Origin of the sequence: Burkholderia sp. 572 (genome assembly GCF_040545135.1) — a bacterium.
Taxonomy (GTDB): Bacteria; Pseudomonadota; Gammaproteobacteria; order Burkholderiales; family Burkholderiaceae; genus Burkholderia; species Burkholderia cepacia.
The window spans coordinates 218,217-232,105 of the sequence record NZ_JBEPLH010000012.1; the positions used below are offsets into that span (position 1 = coordinate 218,217).

General features: G+C 68.7%; 13 protein-coding genes and 1 pseudogene. 8 read left to right on the forward strand and 6 right to left on the reverse strand.

Annotation, left to right across the window (positions count from 1 at the left end):
- Positions 1–7: 7 nt before the first annotated feature.
- Both ABIC51_RS23710 and ABIC51_RS23715 read right to left on the reverse strand, forming a co-directional pair.
- Complete coding sequence (locus ABIC51_RS23710) at positions 8–1,306, reverse strand: c-type cytochrome (RefSeq protein WP_021160171.1); 1,299 nt, start codon at positions 1,304–1,306, stop codon at positions 8–10.
- A 19-nt stretch (positions 1,307–1,325) separates the two neighbouring features.
- A complete protein-coding gene (locus ABIC51_RS23715; protein ID WP_027789194.1) occupies positions 1,326–2,090 on the reverse strand; it encodes a c-type cytochrome in 765 nt (254 codons plus the stop codon).
- Between the two features lie 373 nt (positions 2,091–2,463).
- Here ABIC51_RS23715 and ABIC51_RS23720 point away from each other — a divergent pair, with 373 nt between their 5' ends.
- On the forward strand, positions 2,464–3,396 hold the full coding sequence (locus ABIC51_RS23720; protein WP_059688786.1) for a CopD family protein: 933 nt from the start codon (positions 2,464–2,466) through the stop codon (positions 3,394–3,396).
- A gap of 194 nt (positions 3,397–3,590) precedes the next feature.
- On the opposite strand, the gene dgoD is transcribed toward ABIC51_RS23720, so the two are convergent.
- A complete protein-coding gene (gene dgoD / locus ABIC51_RS23725) occupies positions 3,591–4,739 on the reverse strand; it encodes a galactonate dehydratase (RefSeq protein ID WP_027789196.1) in 1,149 nt (382 codons plus the stop codon).
- 163 nt (positions 4,740–4,902) lie between these two features.
- On the opposite strand from dgoD, the gene ABIC51_RS23730 reads away from it, so the two are divergent.
- Both ABIC51_RS23730 and ABIC51_RS23735 read left to right on the forward strand, forming a co-directional pair.
- Complete coding sequence (locus ABIC51_RS23730; protein ID WP_060357056.1) at positions 4,903–5,586, forward strand: FadR/GntR family transcriptional regulator; 684 nt, start codon at positions 4,903–4,905, stop codon at positions 5,584–5,586.
- 73 nt (positions 5,587–5,659) lie between these two features.
- Positions 5,660–5,743, forward strand: a pseudogene (locus ABIC51_RS23735) (GFA family protein); the annotation flags it as partial.
- Positions 5,744–5,777: 34 nt separating this feature from the next.
- On the opposite strand, the gene ABIC51_RS23740 reads toward ABIC51_RS23735, so the two are convergent.
- Positions 5,778–8,885 (reverse strand): transglycosylase domain-containing protein, encoded by a 3,108-nt coding sequence (locus ABIC51_RS23740; protein WP_027789200.1) that lies wholly within the window; start codon positions 8,883–8,885, stop codon positions 5,778–5,780.
- 422 nt (positions 8,886–9,307) lie between these two features.
- Between ABIC51_RS23740 and ABIC51_RS23745 the strand changes: the two genes are divergently transcribed.
- The 3 genes from ABIC51_RS23745 (at position 9,308) to ABIC51_RS23755 (ending at position 10,520) form a co-directional block, all read left to right on the forward strand.
- Positions 9,308–9,700: an MAPEG family protein gene (locus tag ABIC51_RS23745; protein WP_060313447.1), complete on the forward strand. Its 393-nt coding sequence runs from the start codon at positions 9,308–9,310 to the stop codon at positions 9,698–9,700.
- Between the two features lie 88 nt (positions 9,701–9,788).
- Complete coding sequence (locus ABIC51_RS23750) at positions 9,789–10,097, forward strand: hypothetical protein (RefSeq protein WP_301761793.1); 309 nt, start codon at positions 9,789–9,791, stop codon at positions 10,095–10,097.
- Positions 10,098–10,235: 138 nt separating this feature from the next.
- Positions 10,236–10,520, forward strand: coding sequence for a PAAR domain-containing protein (locus tag ABIC51_RS23755; protein ID WP_027789204.1), 285 nt, complete (start codon positions 10,236–10,238; stop codon positions 10,518–10,520).
- Positions 10,521–10,578: 58 nt separating this feature from the next.
- On the opposite strand, the gene ABIC51_RS23760 is transcribed toward ABIC51_RS23755, so the two are convergent.
- Entirely contained in the window at positions 10,579–10,890 is a 312-nt protein-coding gene (locus tag ABIC51_RS23760; protein ID WP_059523457.1) for a cupin domain-containing protein, read from the reverse strand.
- A gap of 67 nt (positions 10,891–10,957) precedes the next feature.
- Entirely contained in the window at positions 10,958–11,641 is a 684-nt protein-coding gene (locus ABIC51_RS23765) for a DJ-1/PfpI family protein (protein WP_021160187.1), read from the reverse strand.
- A gap of 118 nt (positions 11,642–11,759) precedes the next feature.
- Here ABIC51_RS23765 and ABIC51_RS23770 point away from each other — a divergent pair, with 118 nt between their 5' ends.
- On the forward strand, positions 11,760–12,731 hold the full coding sequence (locus ABIC51_RS23770; RefSeq protein WP_060174909.1) for a GlxA family transcriptional regulator: 972 nt from the start codon (positions 11,760–11,762) through the stop codon (positions 12,729–12,731).
- Positions 12,732–12,912: 181 nt separating this feature from the next.
- Positions 12,913–13,887, forward strand: coding sequence for a LysR family transcriptional regulator (locus tag ABIC51_RS23775; protein WP_027789208.1), 975 nt, complete (start codon positions 12,913–12,915; stop codon positions 13,885–13,887).
- The last annotated feature ends 2 nt before the right edge of the window (positions 13,888–13,889 follow it).

Genomic DNA, 13,889 nt, shown 5'->3' on the forward strand with positions numbered 1-13,889 from the left:
CCGCTTCTTAGTCGAGCGGCGCGGAACGCAGGTCGCTCACCTGTTGCGGTGAGATCGGCGTACCGTTGTTGCCCCACGACATCCGGATATACGTGACGACCGCCGCAACCTCCTGGTTCGACAGCGACTGTGCGAACGGCGGCATCCCGTACGGACGCGGATTCTTGAACGTGCTCGGCGGATAGCCACCGTTGAGCACCATGCGGATCGGGTTGACCGCCGATTCCATCACGATCGAGTGGTTGCCCGCGAGCGGCGGATAGGCCGGCGGCTTGCCCGCGCCGGTTTCGGCGTGGCAGGTCGCGCAGTTGTCCGCGTAGATCTTCTTGCCCTGGTCGAACAGCGCGTTGCCGAACTGCTTCGACGGCTCGTACTGCATGTTCTTCGGCGCTTCAGCCTTCTGCGGGATCGACTTCAGGTACGTCGACATCGCGCGCGTATCTTCGTCGCTCATGTACTGCAGGCTGTTGTGCACGACGTCGGCCATCGGGCCGAACACCGCGCCCTTGTTCGACACGCCGGCTTGCAGCAGGTCGGACAGCTCCTGCACGTGCCAGTCGCCGAGGCCGAGTTCCTTGTCGTTCGTCAGCGACGGCGCATACCAGTTCTGCAGCGGGATCAGGCCGCCCGCGAAGGCTGCCGAGCTCACCGGGCCGCCCATCATGTTGATCGACGTGTGGCACATCGAGCAGTGGCCGAGGCCCTCGACGAGGTACGCACCGCGGTTCCATTCGACCGACTTGGTCGGATCCGGCTTGTACTCGCCTTCCTTGAAGAACAGCGTGCGCCAGCCGATCAGCAGGTTGCGGTTGTTGAACGGGAACTTCAGTTCGTGCGGACGGCTCGGCACCGACACCGGCGCGACCGAACGCAGGTACGCGTAGATCGCGTCGGAATCCGCGCGCGTGACCTTCGTGTAGCTCGCGAACGGGAAGCCCGGGTAGAGCAGGCTGCCGTCCTTCGAACGGCCGGTGTGCATCGCGCGGTAGAAGTCGTCCGACGTCCACTTGCCGATGCCGTCCTTGTCGTCCGGCGTGATGTTCGGCGTGTACATCGTGCCGAACGGCGTCGCCATCGGCAGGCCGCCCGCGAACGACTTGCCGCCGCGCACGGTGTGGCACGCGATACAGTCGCCGACGCGCGCGAGGTACTCGCCCTTCTTGATCAGCGCGGCCTGGTCGGCCGGCGTGGCCGCGACGGCGGCAGCGCCGTGCAGCGTGTCGTTGCCCGGCCACAGGACCGGCACGAGGGCGGCGGCCGCGACGATCGCGACAGCCGAGAGTGCAAACAGGGACTTGCGTTTCATTGTGTCTGTCTCCCTTGCCTTATTGCGGTTCGCTGCCGCAGGCGAGCGGAGTCTTCATCGAACGCGCCGGAGCCGGCACGGGGTTGGCGGGCGCCGGTTGCGCGGCGAGCCATGCGGTCACGGCCGTCACGTCTTCGTCGGAAAGCTTCGAAGCGACTTCATGCATGCAATCGGGCGCCTTCGCGTGGCGGTTGCCCGAGCGCCATGCACCGATCTGCGCGCTCAGGTAGTCGGCGTGCAGGCCGACCAGGCCAGGGATCGCCGGCTGCATGCCGGTGAGCGTCGCACCGTGGCAGGCCACGCAGGCCGGCAGCTTGCGGGACGGGTCGCCTTGCGTGACGAGCTGCTTGCCGCGCGCGAGCGTCGCGGCCGGCAGCGTCGGCTTCGCCGGCGTCGGGTACGGCGGGCGTTCGGCCGAGAAGTGCTCGGCCATCTCGCGCAGGTAGTCGTCGTTCAGGTACGTCAGCAGGTAGTTCATCGGCGGGTACTTGCGCCGGCCGTCACGGAAGTTGACGAGCTGGTTGTACAGGTACTCGGCCGGCTTGCCGGCAAGACGCGGGAAGTAGTCGTTGTCCGTACCCTGGCCATGGACGCCATGGCAGGCCGTACAGCCGCGCACGCGCTCGGCCATGGTATCGGGTGCCTTGAGCGGCGCCTGCTGGGCGTGCGCTTGCTCCGTGGGCTTGGTCTGCGCTTGGGCAGCGCTCATAAGGCCCGCGCCGCCGAACATCAGAACGGCGAGCAGCGGACGGAAGAGGCGTCTTGAAGACACACGAGACTCCATGTTTATTCGACGGGGACCTGTCCGGGCTACGATCGGCTCGGCGCATGACGGCAAGGCAGCCGGGCTGCTGCGACGCGGCATTCTATCATCGATGGGTAATGACGGCTATTTGGCAAAAGGACATCGGTTCCTGTCCGTTTGCGACTTGCGACAATTTGACGCGCATTGCGCCGCACCTGTGTGAACCGGCGTGCGTTTTCACCATCGAAGACCGTACACTCGCGGGTCGCGCGGCGCCGCCTCCGCCGCAGGTCCAGTCATTTCTCCCGTTTCCGGATTCATCGATGACGTTTTCTACCGTGCCGTTGCCTTCCTCACGCTGTCCGTCCCGTTGCCGCTTCGTCGGCCTGCCGCTTTCGGGAGGGTGTGCGCGATGAAGTTCGACAGCTTGTGGATCGGTCAGGTCGCGCTCGCGGCGCTGATGGACGCCGCGTTCGCGATGGCGGTCGGCTCGGCGCTGCTCAAGGCATGGCTCGGCAAGGACGGTGCACGCCCGGTCGTCGCGCCGTCCCATCCCGCGTGGCTGCGCGCGCAACATTCGCTGGTTGCGGCGGCGCTGGCGCTGGTGCTCGCGGATCTCGGCTGGCTCGTCTACGAGGCCGCGACGATGAGCGGCGCGGGGCTCGGCGGCGCGTTCGCCGCGATTCCCGTGATGCTGACGCAGACCCATACGGGCTTCGCATGGAGCGTCGCGTTCGCCGGCGCCGTGGTGCTCGCGATCGTCGCGCTGGCGAAGCCGGAAGGTCCGGCCGCGCACGCGGTGCTGTGGCTCGCGGTGATCGTGGTCGCGGCCGGCAAGGCCTCGCTCGGCCATGCGGCCGATACGGGCGCGCTGTCCGCGGCGGTCGGCGTGCAGACGCTGCACCTGCTCGCGACCGCCGTGTGGGGCGGCCTCGTGCTCGCGGGCGGGCTCGCGGTGCTGCCGGCGCTCGGGTCGTCGGTTGCGCGCGGCGCGCTGATCCGCATCGGCCAGCACCTGTCGCGTACGTCGATCGTCGCGGTCGTGTTCGTGCTCGGCACCGGCGCGCTCAATGCGATCCGCGGGCTCGGCGGCTCGCTTGCGCCGCTCGACGGCAGCACGTGGGGGCGCGTGTTGCTGCTGAAGCTGCTGCTCGTCGCGCTCGCGCTCGTGCTCGGCGGCCTGAACCGTTTCTCGGCGCTGCCGCGCCTGCGCCGCACCGCGTCGACCGAGGATGCGCACACGTTCCGCAACATCCTGCATCTCGAGGCGCTGACGATGATCGGCGTGTTCGTCGCGGCCGCGGTGCTGTCGTTCAGCGTGCCGGGGTTCGCGGCGCTCGGCTGACGGCCGGTTGCGCGCGGCGCGACGCAAGGCCGCCGACGCGCATCCGCCACGTGCATTCGCCATGTGCGCGGCGCCGCGCCGGGCATGCAAAAACGGCTGCCTGTCGGGCAGCCGTTCTCGTATCGATACTTGCCGCGACTCAGCGCGACTCAGCGCGACTCAGCGCGACTCAGCGCGCACGCCGCGCATCGCGCTCACCACTCGGCGACGCTGCCGTCCGCGTGTCGCCATACCGGGTTGCGCCAGCGGTGGCCCGTCTTCGCCATCTCGCGCACCTTCTCCTCGTTCACGTCGATGCCGAGCCCCGGGCCCTGCGGGATCGCGACGAAGCCGTCCTCGTAGTGGAACACCTCGGGATTGCGCAGGTAGTCGAGCAGGTCGTTGCCCTGGTTGTAGTGGATGCCGAGGCTCTGCTCCTGGATGAACGCGTTGTAGCTGACCGCGTCGAGCTGCAGGCACGCGGCGAGCGCGATCGGCCCGAGCGGGCAGTGCAGCGCGAGCGCGACGTCGTAGCTCTCCGCGAGCGTCGCGATCTTGCGGCACTCGGTGATGCCGCCCGCGTGCGACGCGTCGGGCTGGATGATGTCGACGTAGCCGCCTGCGAGGATGTGCTTGAAGTCCCAGCGCGAGTAGAGCCGCTCGCCGAGCGCGATCGGCGTGTTGGTCTGGTTGACGATGTCGCGCAGTGCCTCGGCGTTCTCCGACAGCACCGGCTCCTCGATGAACATCAGCTTGTACGGGTCGAGCTCCTTCGCGAGCACCTTGGCCATCGGCTTGTGCACGCGGCCATGGAAGTCGACGCCGATTCCGACGTGCGGGCCGACCGCGTCGCGCACGGCCGCGACGTTCGCGATCACCTGCTCGACCTTGTCGTAGGTGTCGACGATCTGCAGCTCCTCGGAGCCGTTCATCTTCACGGCCTTGAAGCCGCGCTCGACCACCGCACGCGCATTGTTCGCGACGTCGCTCGGCCGGTCGCCGCCGATCCACGAATACACCTTGATGCGATCGCGCACCTGGCCGCCGAGCAGCGCATGCACTGGCACGCCGTGATGCTTGCCCTTGATGTCCCACAGCGCCTGGTCGACGCCCGCGATCGCGCTCATCATGATCGGGCCGCCGCGGTAGAAGCCCGCGCGGTACATCACCTGCCAGTGATCCTCGATCAGCAGCGGGTCGCGGCCGACGAGGTAGTCGGCCAGCTCCTGCACGGCGGCCTCGACCGTGTGCGCGCGGCCTTCGACGACAGGCTCGCCCCAGCCGACGATGCCCTCGTCGGTTTCGATCTTGAGGAACAGCCAGCGCGGCGGGACGACGAAGGTTTCGAGGCGGGTGATTTTCACGATGCGTGTCTCCAGGATTGACCGGCGCGGGCAGTCGGGCGCCGCGCGCGGTCGCGTGCTTTCGCGGTTATCCTAGCGCAGGCCGATAAAAAATAGTATTAATAGCACTATTGTGCAGATAGTGGGCAGCCGGACCACCCGGGTACCGGCATAACGGAGAACGATCATTCGACGCGACCTGCATGGACAGACGGCCTTCCGGCTCGCCACGGCGATCCTGCGCGGCGACTACCCGCCCGAGTCGCTGCTGCCGAGGGAACCCGACCTGATGGAGATGTACGGCGTGAGCCGCACGGTGATGCGCGAGGCGCTGCGCACGCTCACGTCGAAGGGGCTCGTCGAGTCGCGGCCGAAGATCGGCACGCGCGTGCGGCCGCGCGGCGTATGGAACCTGCTCGACGCCGACCTGCTCGACTGGTATGCGCGCGTCGCGCCGCCGCTCGCATTTGCGCTGAAGCTGCAGGAGATGCGCGAGATGGTCGAGCCATACGCGGCCGCGCTCGCCGCGCGCATGCATACACCGGAAACGTTCGACGCGATCGACGGCGCGGCGTGCGCGATGGCCGCCGCGCGCAACGTCGACGAATGGGTGCGCGCCGACCTGCGCTTTCACCTGAGCGTGCTCGAGGCCGGCGGCAACGAGTTGCTGGTGCCGCTCGGCACGCTGATCGATCGCACGCTCGAGGCGCAGCTGCACCTGAATGCGCGCCGCGCGGACGTGTACAACGCATCGCTCGCCGAGCACACGGCGGTCAGCGACGCAATCCGCGTGCGCGACGAGGACGGTGCGCGCCGCGCGATGGCGGCGCTGCTCGCGGTGACGCGCGCGCGGATCGAGATGTCGTGACGCGAAATGGCGGCGCGGCGCGGTGCGGTGCGGTCAGGCGTTCACGCAGCCGCCCGGCTTGTGGATGCGCGCGATGGTCGCGATCAACGTGCGCTGTCTCGAAGGCGTCGATCTCGACGCGCTGCCGGTCACGCACTACGACGGCCGCTCGCACTGAGCGGCGCATCGGCGCATGACAGGACGCACTGCCGTCAGGACGGTTGCGCGGCCGCGGCACCCGTCGCGGGCGCTGCCGCGTGCGGTGCGGCGCCCGCGGTGCGCGTGCCGGTGCCGGCCGGGCGTTCGATCAGCGGCGCGAGCGCCGGCGCCATCGACTTCAGCAACTGCACGGCCATCGCGCTCGTGAAGTCGTAGCGTGCCGCGTACGGTTCGTGCGCGGTCGCCGTCAGGACCCCGAAGAACCGGTCGCCGAGCACGAACACGAACGTGCCGCTGCGGTTCACCTTGCGCGACTCGATCAGCCGCGCGCCGCGCGCGTAGACGTTGAAGCGCTGGTCGCCTGTCCCGGTCTTGCCGTACACGTCGAGCGTCTTGCCGTCGGGCAGCGTGAAGCCGCCCGCGAGGCGGCGCGCGGTGCCGTTGAGCACGACGTCGCGCAGCAGCGTGTGCGCGACGTTGACGATCTCGGGCGACAGCACCGGTTGCGGCTGCGCGGCCGCGCGCACGAAGCGTGTTTCGTACGGCGTGCCCTTCGCGAAGTCGAGCCGCGTGATCGTCTCGGTCGGCGCTTTCTGGCCGCCGTTCGCGATCAGGCCGATCAGTTTCGCGAGCGCGTCGGGCTGGTCGCCCGATGCGCCGATCGCGGCCGCGTACGACGGCGTGACTTCCGCGAACGGGTAGCCGAGTGCCCGCCACGACTTCGTGATCTCCGCGTACGCGCGCAGTTCGACCATGCGACGGATGCGGCGGTCCTGGGTCGCGTGGTAGCGCGTCTTGTACAGCCACGAGTACGTGTAGAAACGCGCGTCGCGGCTGTCGCGCTGGACATCGGCAAGCGGCGCCGCCGGGTGGGCGCGCAGGTAGTTGAGCGTCCACAGCGCGAGCGGATGCACGCTCGCGATATAACCGCGATCGTTGAGGTTGAAGCGGTCGATCGCGTACTTCGCGTAAAGCCTGGCGAGATCGTCGTCGGACAGCGTCGCGGCCGGCGTGCCCTTCAGTTGCGCACGCATCTGCGCGTCGAACCACGCGAGCGATTCGTTCGGCGCGACGCTGCGCAGCACCGTCGCGATCTTCGGCGGCGACTTGCGCACGTCCTTCAGCATCAGCGCGAGCGCGTCGTCGGGCGCCTTGCCCGCATAGCGCGTGTAGTAGCGCTTCACGTAGACCTGGCTTTCGCCGTCGACAAACTGCTGCAGGTAATGCCGGCGCTGTTCGGGGTCGCCGAGCCACGACGACGACGGGCCGGCCGCCTGCAGCGTCTCGTAGTGGACGATGTCGCGCATCAGCCGCACGAACACGAGGTTGACCGAGTGCTCGAAGGCCGCGTGCAGCGTCAGGATGCGGCCGTTGTCCGACTTTTCGAAGTTCGAGAACACCTGTGCGCCGCCGCCCGTGTAGAACACGTCGGGGCTCGCCGAATACTTGCGTTCGACGGCCGCGTCGAGCATCGCCTGCAGCGAGCGGTCGCGCGTATGCGACAGGTAGTCGAGCGCCCAGTGCGACAGCCCGTCGATCGGGTCGGGCTTCACGCGGGCCAGCTCCGCGTTCGACAGGTTCGCGTAGCGCGCATGCAGGTCGGACACGATCTGCAGGTAGGTGATCAGCGTGCGCAGCTTCGCGGTCGAGCCGAGGTTGATGCGGCCGCCGCGATTGACGTCGAACGGCTCGTTCACGCTGTCGGTCTGCACGCGCAGCAGGTTCGCGCCGTTGCGGTGTTCGTACAGCGTGAAGCTGTACGTGAGGTGCGACGGGTCGTCCTTCGGTGCGAGCATCTCGAAACCGTACAGGCCGGCCGCCTGCGCGCCGTCGCGCGTCGACGCCCGTGCGAGCCGTTCGGCGACGGCCTGCTGCACGCCGTTGTCGAGCGTGCTGGTCGCCTGCAGGTCGAACTGGTCGAGCTGGTACAGGTCGCTGATGCCGAGCGCCGACAGCAGCGACGCGCGCGCGGACGTCACGGCCTTGCGCGACACGAACGACTGCACGTGCACGGCGGCCGGCGGCGCGCTGCGTTCGATCTGCGCGGCAAGCGCGGCGTCGCGCAGCGCCGGCGAGATCACGCCGCCGTTCGACAGCAGCCTCAGGTAGCTGTCGGTCAGCCGTTCCAGGGCCGGATAGCCGCGATTGAGGAAGTACGACGGCGCGCGCTGCGCGATGATCAGCGACAGCACCTCGCGGAACGCCTTGCCTTGTTCGTCGACGTTGTCGCCCGTCGTCGGCGCGGACAGGATGCGGTTCACGTCGTTGAAGTCGCGGCCGTACCACGCGGCGAGGCCGTCGCCGATGCCGGTGATCTCGCCGATGTGCGGCCGCGCGGCGAGCGGGACGGAATTCAGGTAGCGCACGACGATGGTGCGGCGCGCGAGCATCGTCTGCGGGCCGTTCAGGTAGGCACGCACCGACGCCGACGCGATCTGCCGCAGCTTCTCGGGCGGCGTCGCGGTGCGGCCCTCGGGCGAATGGCGGAACTTCTCGATCTGCGTCGCGAGCGTGCTGCCGCCCGGGCGCGCCTGGTGGCGGTTGACGACGTGCAGCGCCTGGTCGGCGAGCGCGCGGCTGAAGCGCCCCCAGTCGATCGCCGGGTTGCGGTTCGGCTCGTTCGCGTCGAGCAGGTAGCGATCCTCGATGAACAGCAGCGAATCGACGATCACGCGCGGCACCCTGTCGAAGTCGGCATAGACGCGCTGCGGAAACACGGTCGCGAACAGCGGCGCGCCGGTCGAGTCGAACAGCGTCAGGCCCGCCTGGTCCTTCTCCTCGAACGGGAGGAACAGCCCGCGATCGCCGATCGACAGCATCCGCTGCGAATCGCGCGCCTGCTTGCCGACGACGAAGCCGCGCGCGAGCAGCCGTTCCTGGAACGCCGGAATCATCGCGTAGCCGAGGCGCTGGTCGTACGGGCCGTTCGCGGGGAAGCGGATGCGATCGCTCGGGCCCGCCTCGAGCGTGTAGCCGACGTCGCGGGTGAGATCGGACAGGTAGTGCGCCTGCAGCCGGGACGTTTCGATCTCGCTCTGCACGAGCCGCGCGACGATCGCCACCGCGATCAGCAGCGCGGCGAGCAGGGACCACTTGACCCACGTCCAGACCGATGCGGGACCGGTCACGCGCGGCAGGATACGATTCAGCGGCCGATTCATGGCGGCGTCTCCCTGAAGGCGCGGGCTCCGGCCGCACCCCATTAAGGATTAGTGTAGTCCTCCGCAGCGGGCTGCCAAGGGCGTCGACTACCGAGATGCGTCGACGCAACGTGCATGCCTGTGATGCGCGGCAACGGGCGCCGCGCCGAGATGGTGCGCGCCGCTGCGGCTTGAACGTTTGCGCGTTGCGCGCGGCGACGTCCGCGTGGCAGGGGCGGCGGCGGGCAGGCCCGCGCGGCCGGGCCGACGGACGATGCACGGATTTCGTGCGCTGCGGCATCGTTCCAATTCGGGCCGGAACCCGTTCGTGAAAGGGGGGGGCGTCGCACGGCGACGCTACGGGTTTCCGCGATAGCCGCGCGCGCCGGCGGCGGGTACGATCGCCGGATGTGCGGCGCATGTCCGCTTCCGCCCGGAGTCCCATGGCGATCCATCCCGTCGCACTCGTGTGCACGGCCATCCTCGGGCTGCTGCTGTTCGGGCTCGGGTTCGTCGTGTCCGTCACGCGCTTTCGATGCACCATCGGGTCCGGGTGTGCGTCCGACCCGACGAACGGGTTGCACAAGATCGTGCGCGCGCACGGCAACACGGCCGAATACGCGCCGTTCCTCGCGGTGCTGTTTCTCTATTTCGGCGCCCACGATCCGTCTCGCGCGATCCTCGCGCTGATCGTCGCGTCAACCGCGTTCCGCTGCCTGCTGGTCATCGGATTGCTCGCGTGGCCGACGATGGCCAACCCGAATCCCGTGCGTTTCATCGGCGCGCTCGGCACCTATCTGTGCGGGGCCGCGCTGTGCGTCGCGCTGTTCGTCTGAACGGCGGCGCGACCGCCACAGCAGCGTCGCGCGATCGTGCCGGCGCACGGCTTCGACGAAGCAGTGGATCAGGTAGTCGCAGGCAATCGTGTTCAGCGCATCGCGGCGCGTGTGCACGCCGACCGACACGGCCGGAATCGTTTCCTCCACGTCGATCGCGACCATCCGCTCGCGAATCCAGTCGATTTCCATGAAGCGCTTCGGCACGCACGACACGGTGTCGGTGTGCACCGACAGCGAAAACGCCGCGCTGAACGACGTGCATTCGACGATCGGCTGCGGCGCATCGGGCGCCGATTCGACGGGGCACGCGGCGGTTGCCGCGATCAACGGCCCCGGCACGTCCGCGAACGACCGCCAGTTCGAGGCGCGGATCGGCGTCCGGCACAAGTTCTGACGAATGCGGCGATCGGCTAGCGGCGGCCGCGAGCGGTGATATGCTCGCGGCACGCCCGCGATCGACGGGCGGATTCCGATTGCCCGCGTGCGGCCGTGATGCCGCGCTGCACGGCATTTCCGAGGGAAGGACCGACACATGAGCCGCAAATTCATTCTGAAGGGCGACACGACCGACCACGGCGGTGTCGTGCTCGACGGGATCGCCAATTCGTCGTTCGACGGACGCGAACTCGCCTATCTCGGCGCGTCGGTGTTCTGCGCCGCCTGCAAGTCGCCCGGCGTGATCGTGTCCGACGGCGGCGAGCGGACGATGACCGTGATGGGCAAGGTCGTCGCGCTCGAACACGACCTGTGCCAGTGCCAGTGCACGCCGCAGCCGAAGCTGATCGCGTCGCAGGCCACCGGGACGATCACCGGATGAAACCCGCCGCGCGGATGCGCGCGGCATCCGCGCGGCCTCGGCGCACGGCCAACGGCCGTCAGACGCTGCCTTCGGTTTCGATCACGAGGATGCGTGCTTCGCCGAGCGGATGCGCGACGTGCTCGGTGCCGGCCGTCGCGTGGAACACGTCACCCGTTTCGAGCACCGTCGCGTGCTCGACGCCTGCTTCCCGATAACGCATCTCGACGCGACCGTCGAGCACCGCGAACACTTCCTCGCCGTCGTTCACGTGCCATCGATACGGCTGGTCGGTCCAGTGCAGGCGAACCGTGATGCCCCCCAGGTTCGCGATGTCGAGCGCGCCCCACGCACGGTCCGCGGTGAACGCGGCGCTGCGGACGATGTTCATCGATATGTTCTCCGGCGCGAGTGCGCGTCGTCTTTCAGTCGTCGAGGCAATTTCTACGTATCCGCATTCAGCGCGACATCGCGCGCAGCGCCTGTTCGATCGTCGCCTTGCGCTTCGCGAAACCGGCCGCCGAACGTTCGGTGACGCGCTTCACGACGGCTGCCGGCGCGGTGTCCGGCGAACCGGCGTCGAACGGCGGCGCGGGCGCGTACTCGAGTTGCAGCTGGATCGCCTGCGCTTCCTCGTCGCCGGCCAGTTCCGCGGCGATCGTCAACGCGAAGTCGATGCCGGCCGTGACGCCGCCGCCCGTGATCAGGTTGCCGTCGCGCACCACGCGCTCGCGCACCGGCACCGCGCCGAGCGGTTCGAGCAGCGTGTGGAACGCCCAGTGCGTCGTCGCGCGCCGCCCGCGCAGCAGGCCGGCCACGCCGAGCAGCAGCGCGCCCGTGCAGACCGACGTCACGTAGCGCGCGGTGGCCGCGCGCTGCTGCACGAAGGCGATCGTTTCGGCATCGAGCAGCAGTTCGTTGATCCCGATGCCGCCCGGAATGCAGATCACGTCGAGCGGCGGGCAATCGTCGAACGTGCAGGTCGGCGCGAGCGCGAGCCCGCTGCTCGACGCGACGGTGTCGCGCGACTTCCAGACCAGGTGGACGGCCGCGTCGGGCAGCGACGCGAGCACGTCGTGCGGGCCGGTGAGATCGAGTTGCTGGACGCCCGGGAACACGAGAAAGCCGATATGCAGGGTCATGCGAAGACTCCGGTTGGAAGGGGGGGCGCACCGTTGCCGGCGCGGGATGGACAGATCGATTCTAGGCGCGTAGTGTTTGGCGAAATTGCCATATCACCCACGTTTTCAGCCAATCGCCATGCCTGCCGCCCCGCGTTCGATCCTGGTTCTCGCGTTCCCTCGTGCCCAGCTGCTCGACGTATCGGGGCCGCTGCAGGTGTTTGCGTCCGTCAACGAGCTCGCGCAGGAGCGCGGCCAGCCGGCGCCCTACGCGCCGCGTGTCGTCGCGGCCGAGGCCGGGCCCGTCGAGACGTCGTCGGGTCTCGTCGTGATGGCCGAGTCGCTGCGCTCGGCCGCACGCCATCCCGATACGCTGATCGTCGCCGGCGGCAAGGGCGTGCATGCGGCATCCCGGGATGCGCGGCTGGTGCGCTGGGTGCGGCAGCAGGCGGCGCGCACGCGGCGCGTCGCGTCCGTCTGCACCGGCGCATTCCTGCTCGCCGAGGCCGGCCTGCTCGACGGGCGCCGTGCGGTCACGCACTGGGCGCGCTGCGACGAGTTCGCGGCGCGCTATCCGAACGTGCGCGTCGAATCCGATCCGATCTTCATCCGCGAAGGCGCGCTGTGGACCTCGGCCGGCGTGACGGCCGGCATCGATCTCGCGCTCGCGCTGGTCGAGGAGGACCTGGGGCGGGCGACCGCGCTCGACGTCGCGCGCGAACTCGTCGTGTTCCTGAAGCGCCCGGGCGGACAGGCGCAGTTCAGCACGATGCTGTCGATGCAGCGCACCGACGACCGGTTCGGCGAACTGCATGCGTGGATGGCCGAGCACCTGACGGCCGACCTGTCGGTGCCCGCGCTGGCCGAGCGCGCAAGCATGAGCGAGCGCAGCTTCGTGCGCCACTACCGCGCGGGCACCGGCCGCACCCCCGCGCGCGCGGTCGAGCAGCTCCGCGTCGAGGCCGCGCAGCGCCTGCTCGGCGAAACGGCATGGCCCGTCAAGCGGATCGCCGCGCGTTGCGGCTTCGGCTCCGAGGAGACGCTGCGACGCTGTTTCGTGCGGGTGCTGGGCGTGTCGCCGCAAGGCTATCGCGAGCGCTTCGTGCGATAACGCACGGCGTGCGGCTGCGCTCGGGGCCGGAACGATCGCCGAGTGAAACTGAACGGAAATCGATCGCTTTCCAGTCCGAAACGCAGGAACTATTCAGGATCAGAGAACAATGGACGGGGGCTTGTGCCGTGCCCGTCGCGCGCTCTATTCTGTTCCGTTGGCGATTCGAAGGGGGAGCAGCATGGACCGAATCCAGGCAATGGAAGTTTTTACCCGTGTGGTCGACGCGAACAGCTTCACACGCGCGGCCGACACGCTCGCGATGCCGCGCGCGTCGGTGACGACCATCATTCAGAACCTCGAGGCGCTGCTGGGCGTGCGCCTGATGCACCGGACGACACGCAGGCTGTCGCTCACGCCGGAAGGCGCGGCGTACTACGAGCATTGCACGAAGATCATCTCGGAGATCGCGGAGGCCGACGCGAGTTTCCAGACGGGCAACCGCAAGCCGAGCGGCGTGCTGCGTGTCCACATGCCGAGTTCGCTCGGGCGGCGCATCGTGCTGCCGTCGCTGTCGATTTTCCGGCAGCGCTACCCCGACATCACGCTCGAACTGGGGCTCTCCGACCGCTACGTGGATCCGGTCGAGGAGGGCATCGACTGCATGATCCGGGTCGGGCCGCTCGAGGATTCGTCGATGGTCGCGCGGCGGATCGGGATGCTGAAGCGCGTGACCTGCGCGTCGCCCGACTACCTCGCGCGTCACGGCGAGCCGCACGAGATTGCCGATCTCGCCGACCATCACGCGGTGAATTTCCGTGCGAGCCACGGCGCGCGTGCGATTCCGTGGGTGTTCATGATCGACGGCAAGCCGTTCGAGGTGCGGATGAACGGCAGCGTCACGGTCAACGATTCGGATGCCTACGTGACGTGCGGGCTCGAAGGGTTCGGGATGATCCAGCCGACGCTGTTCATGGTGCTGCCGAACCTGCTCGACGGCTCGCTGGTCGAGGTGCTGCCTGACTGCAATCCGAAGCCGAAGCCGATTTCGATCGTGTATCCGCACAACCGGCACCTGTCGCAGAAGGTGCGCGTGTTCGCCGACTGGGTCGCGGAGGTGTTCGAGGCGACGCCGTCGCTGGAAGGCGGGGAGAACTGGCGCGGGCGGGTGGGGGCGCAGGCGGCGAAGCTGCAGCGAGGGGCGGTGGCGGCGTGAGG

Excerpts from the sequence above, each read along its gene's own strand:
- ABIC51_RS23710 (WP_021160171.1), bottom strand. The coding sequence starts at position 1,306 with ATGAAACGCAAGTCCCTGTTTGCACTCTCGGCTGTCGCGATCGTCGCG.
- ABIC51_RS23715 (WP_027789194.1), bottom strand. The coding sequence starts at position 2,090 with ATGGAGTCTCGTGTGTCTTCAAGACGCCTCTTCCGTCCGCTGCTCGCC.
- ABIC51_RS23720 (WP_059688786.1), top strand. The coding sequence starts at position 2,464 with ATGAAGTTCGACAGCTTGTGGATCGGTCAGGTCGCGCTCGCGGCGCTG.
- ABIC51_RS23740 (WP_027789200.1), bottom strand. The coding sequence starts at position 8,885 with ATGAATCGGCCGCTGAATCGTATCCTGCCGCGCGTGACCGGTCCCGCA.
- ABIC51_RS23745 (WP_060313447.1), top strand. The coding sequence starts at position 9,308 with ATGGCGATCCATCCCGTCGCACTCGTGTGCACGGCCATCCTCGGGCTG.
- ABIC51_RS23755 (WP_027789204.1), top strand. The coding sequence starts at position 10,236 with ATGAGCCGCAAATTCATTCTGAAGGGCGACACGACCGACCACGGCGGT.
- ABIC51_RS23760 (WP_059523457.1), bottom strand. The coding sequence starts at position 10,890 with ATGAACATCGTCCGCAGCGCCGCGTTCACCGCGGACCGTGCGTGGGGC.
- ABIC51_RS23765 (WP_021160187.1), bottom strand. The coding sequence starts at position 11,641 with ATGACCCTGCATATCGGCTTTCTCGTGTTCCCGGGCGTCCAGCAACTC.
- ABIC51_RS23770 (WP_060174909.1), top strand. The coding sequence starts at position 11,760 with ATGCCTGCCGCCCCGCGTTCGATCCTGGTTCTCGCGTTCCCTCGTGCC.
- ABIC51_RS23775 (WP_027789208.1), top strand. The coding sequence starts at position 12,913 with ATGGACCGAATCCAGGCAATGGAAGTTTTTACCCGTGTGGTCGACGCG.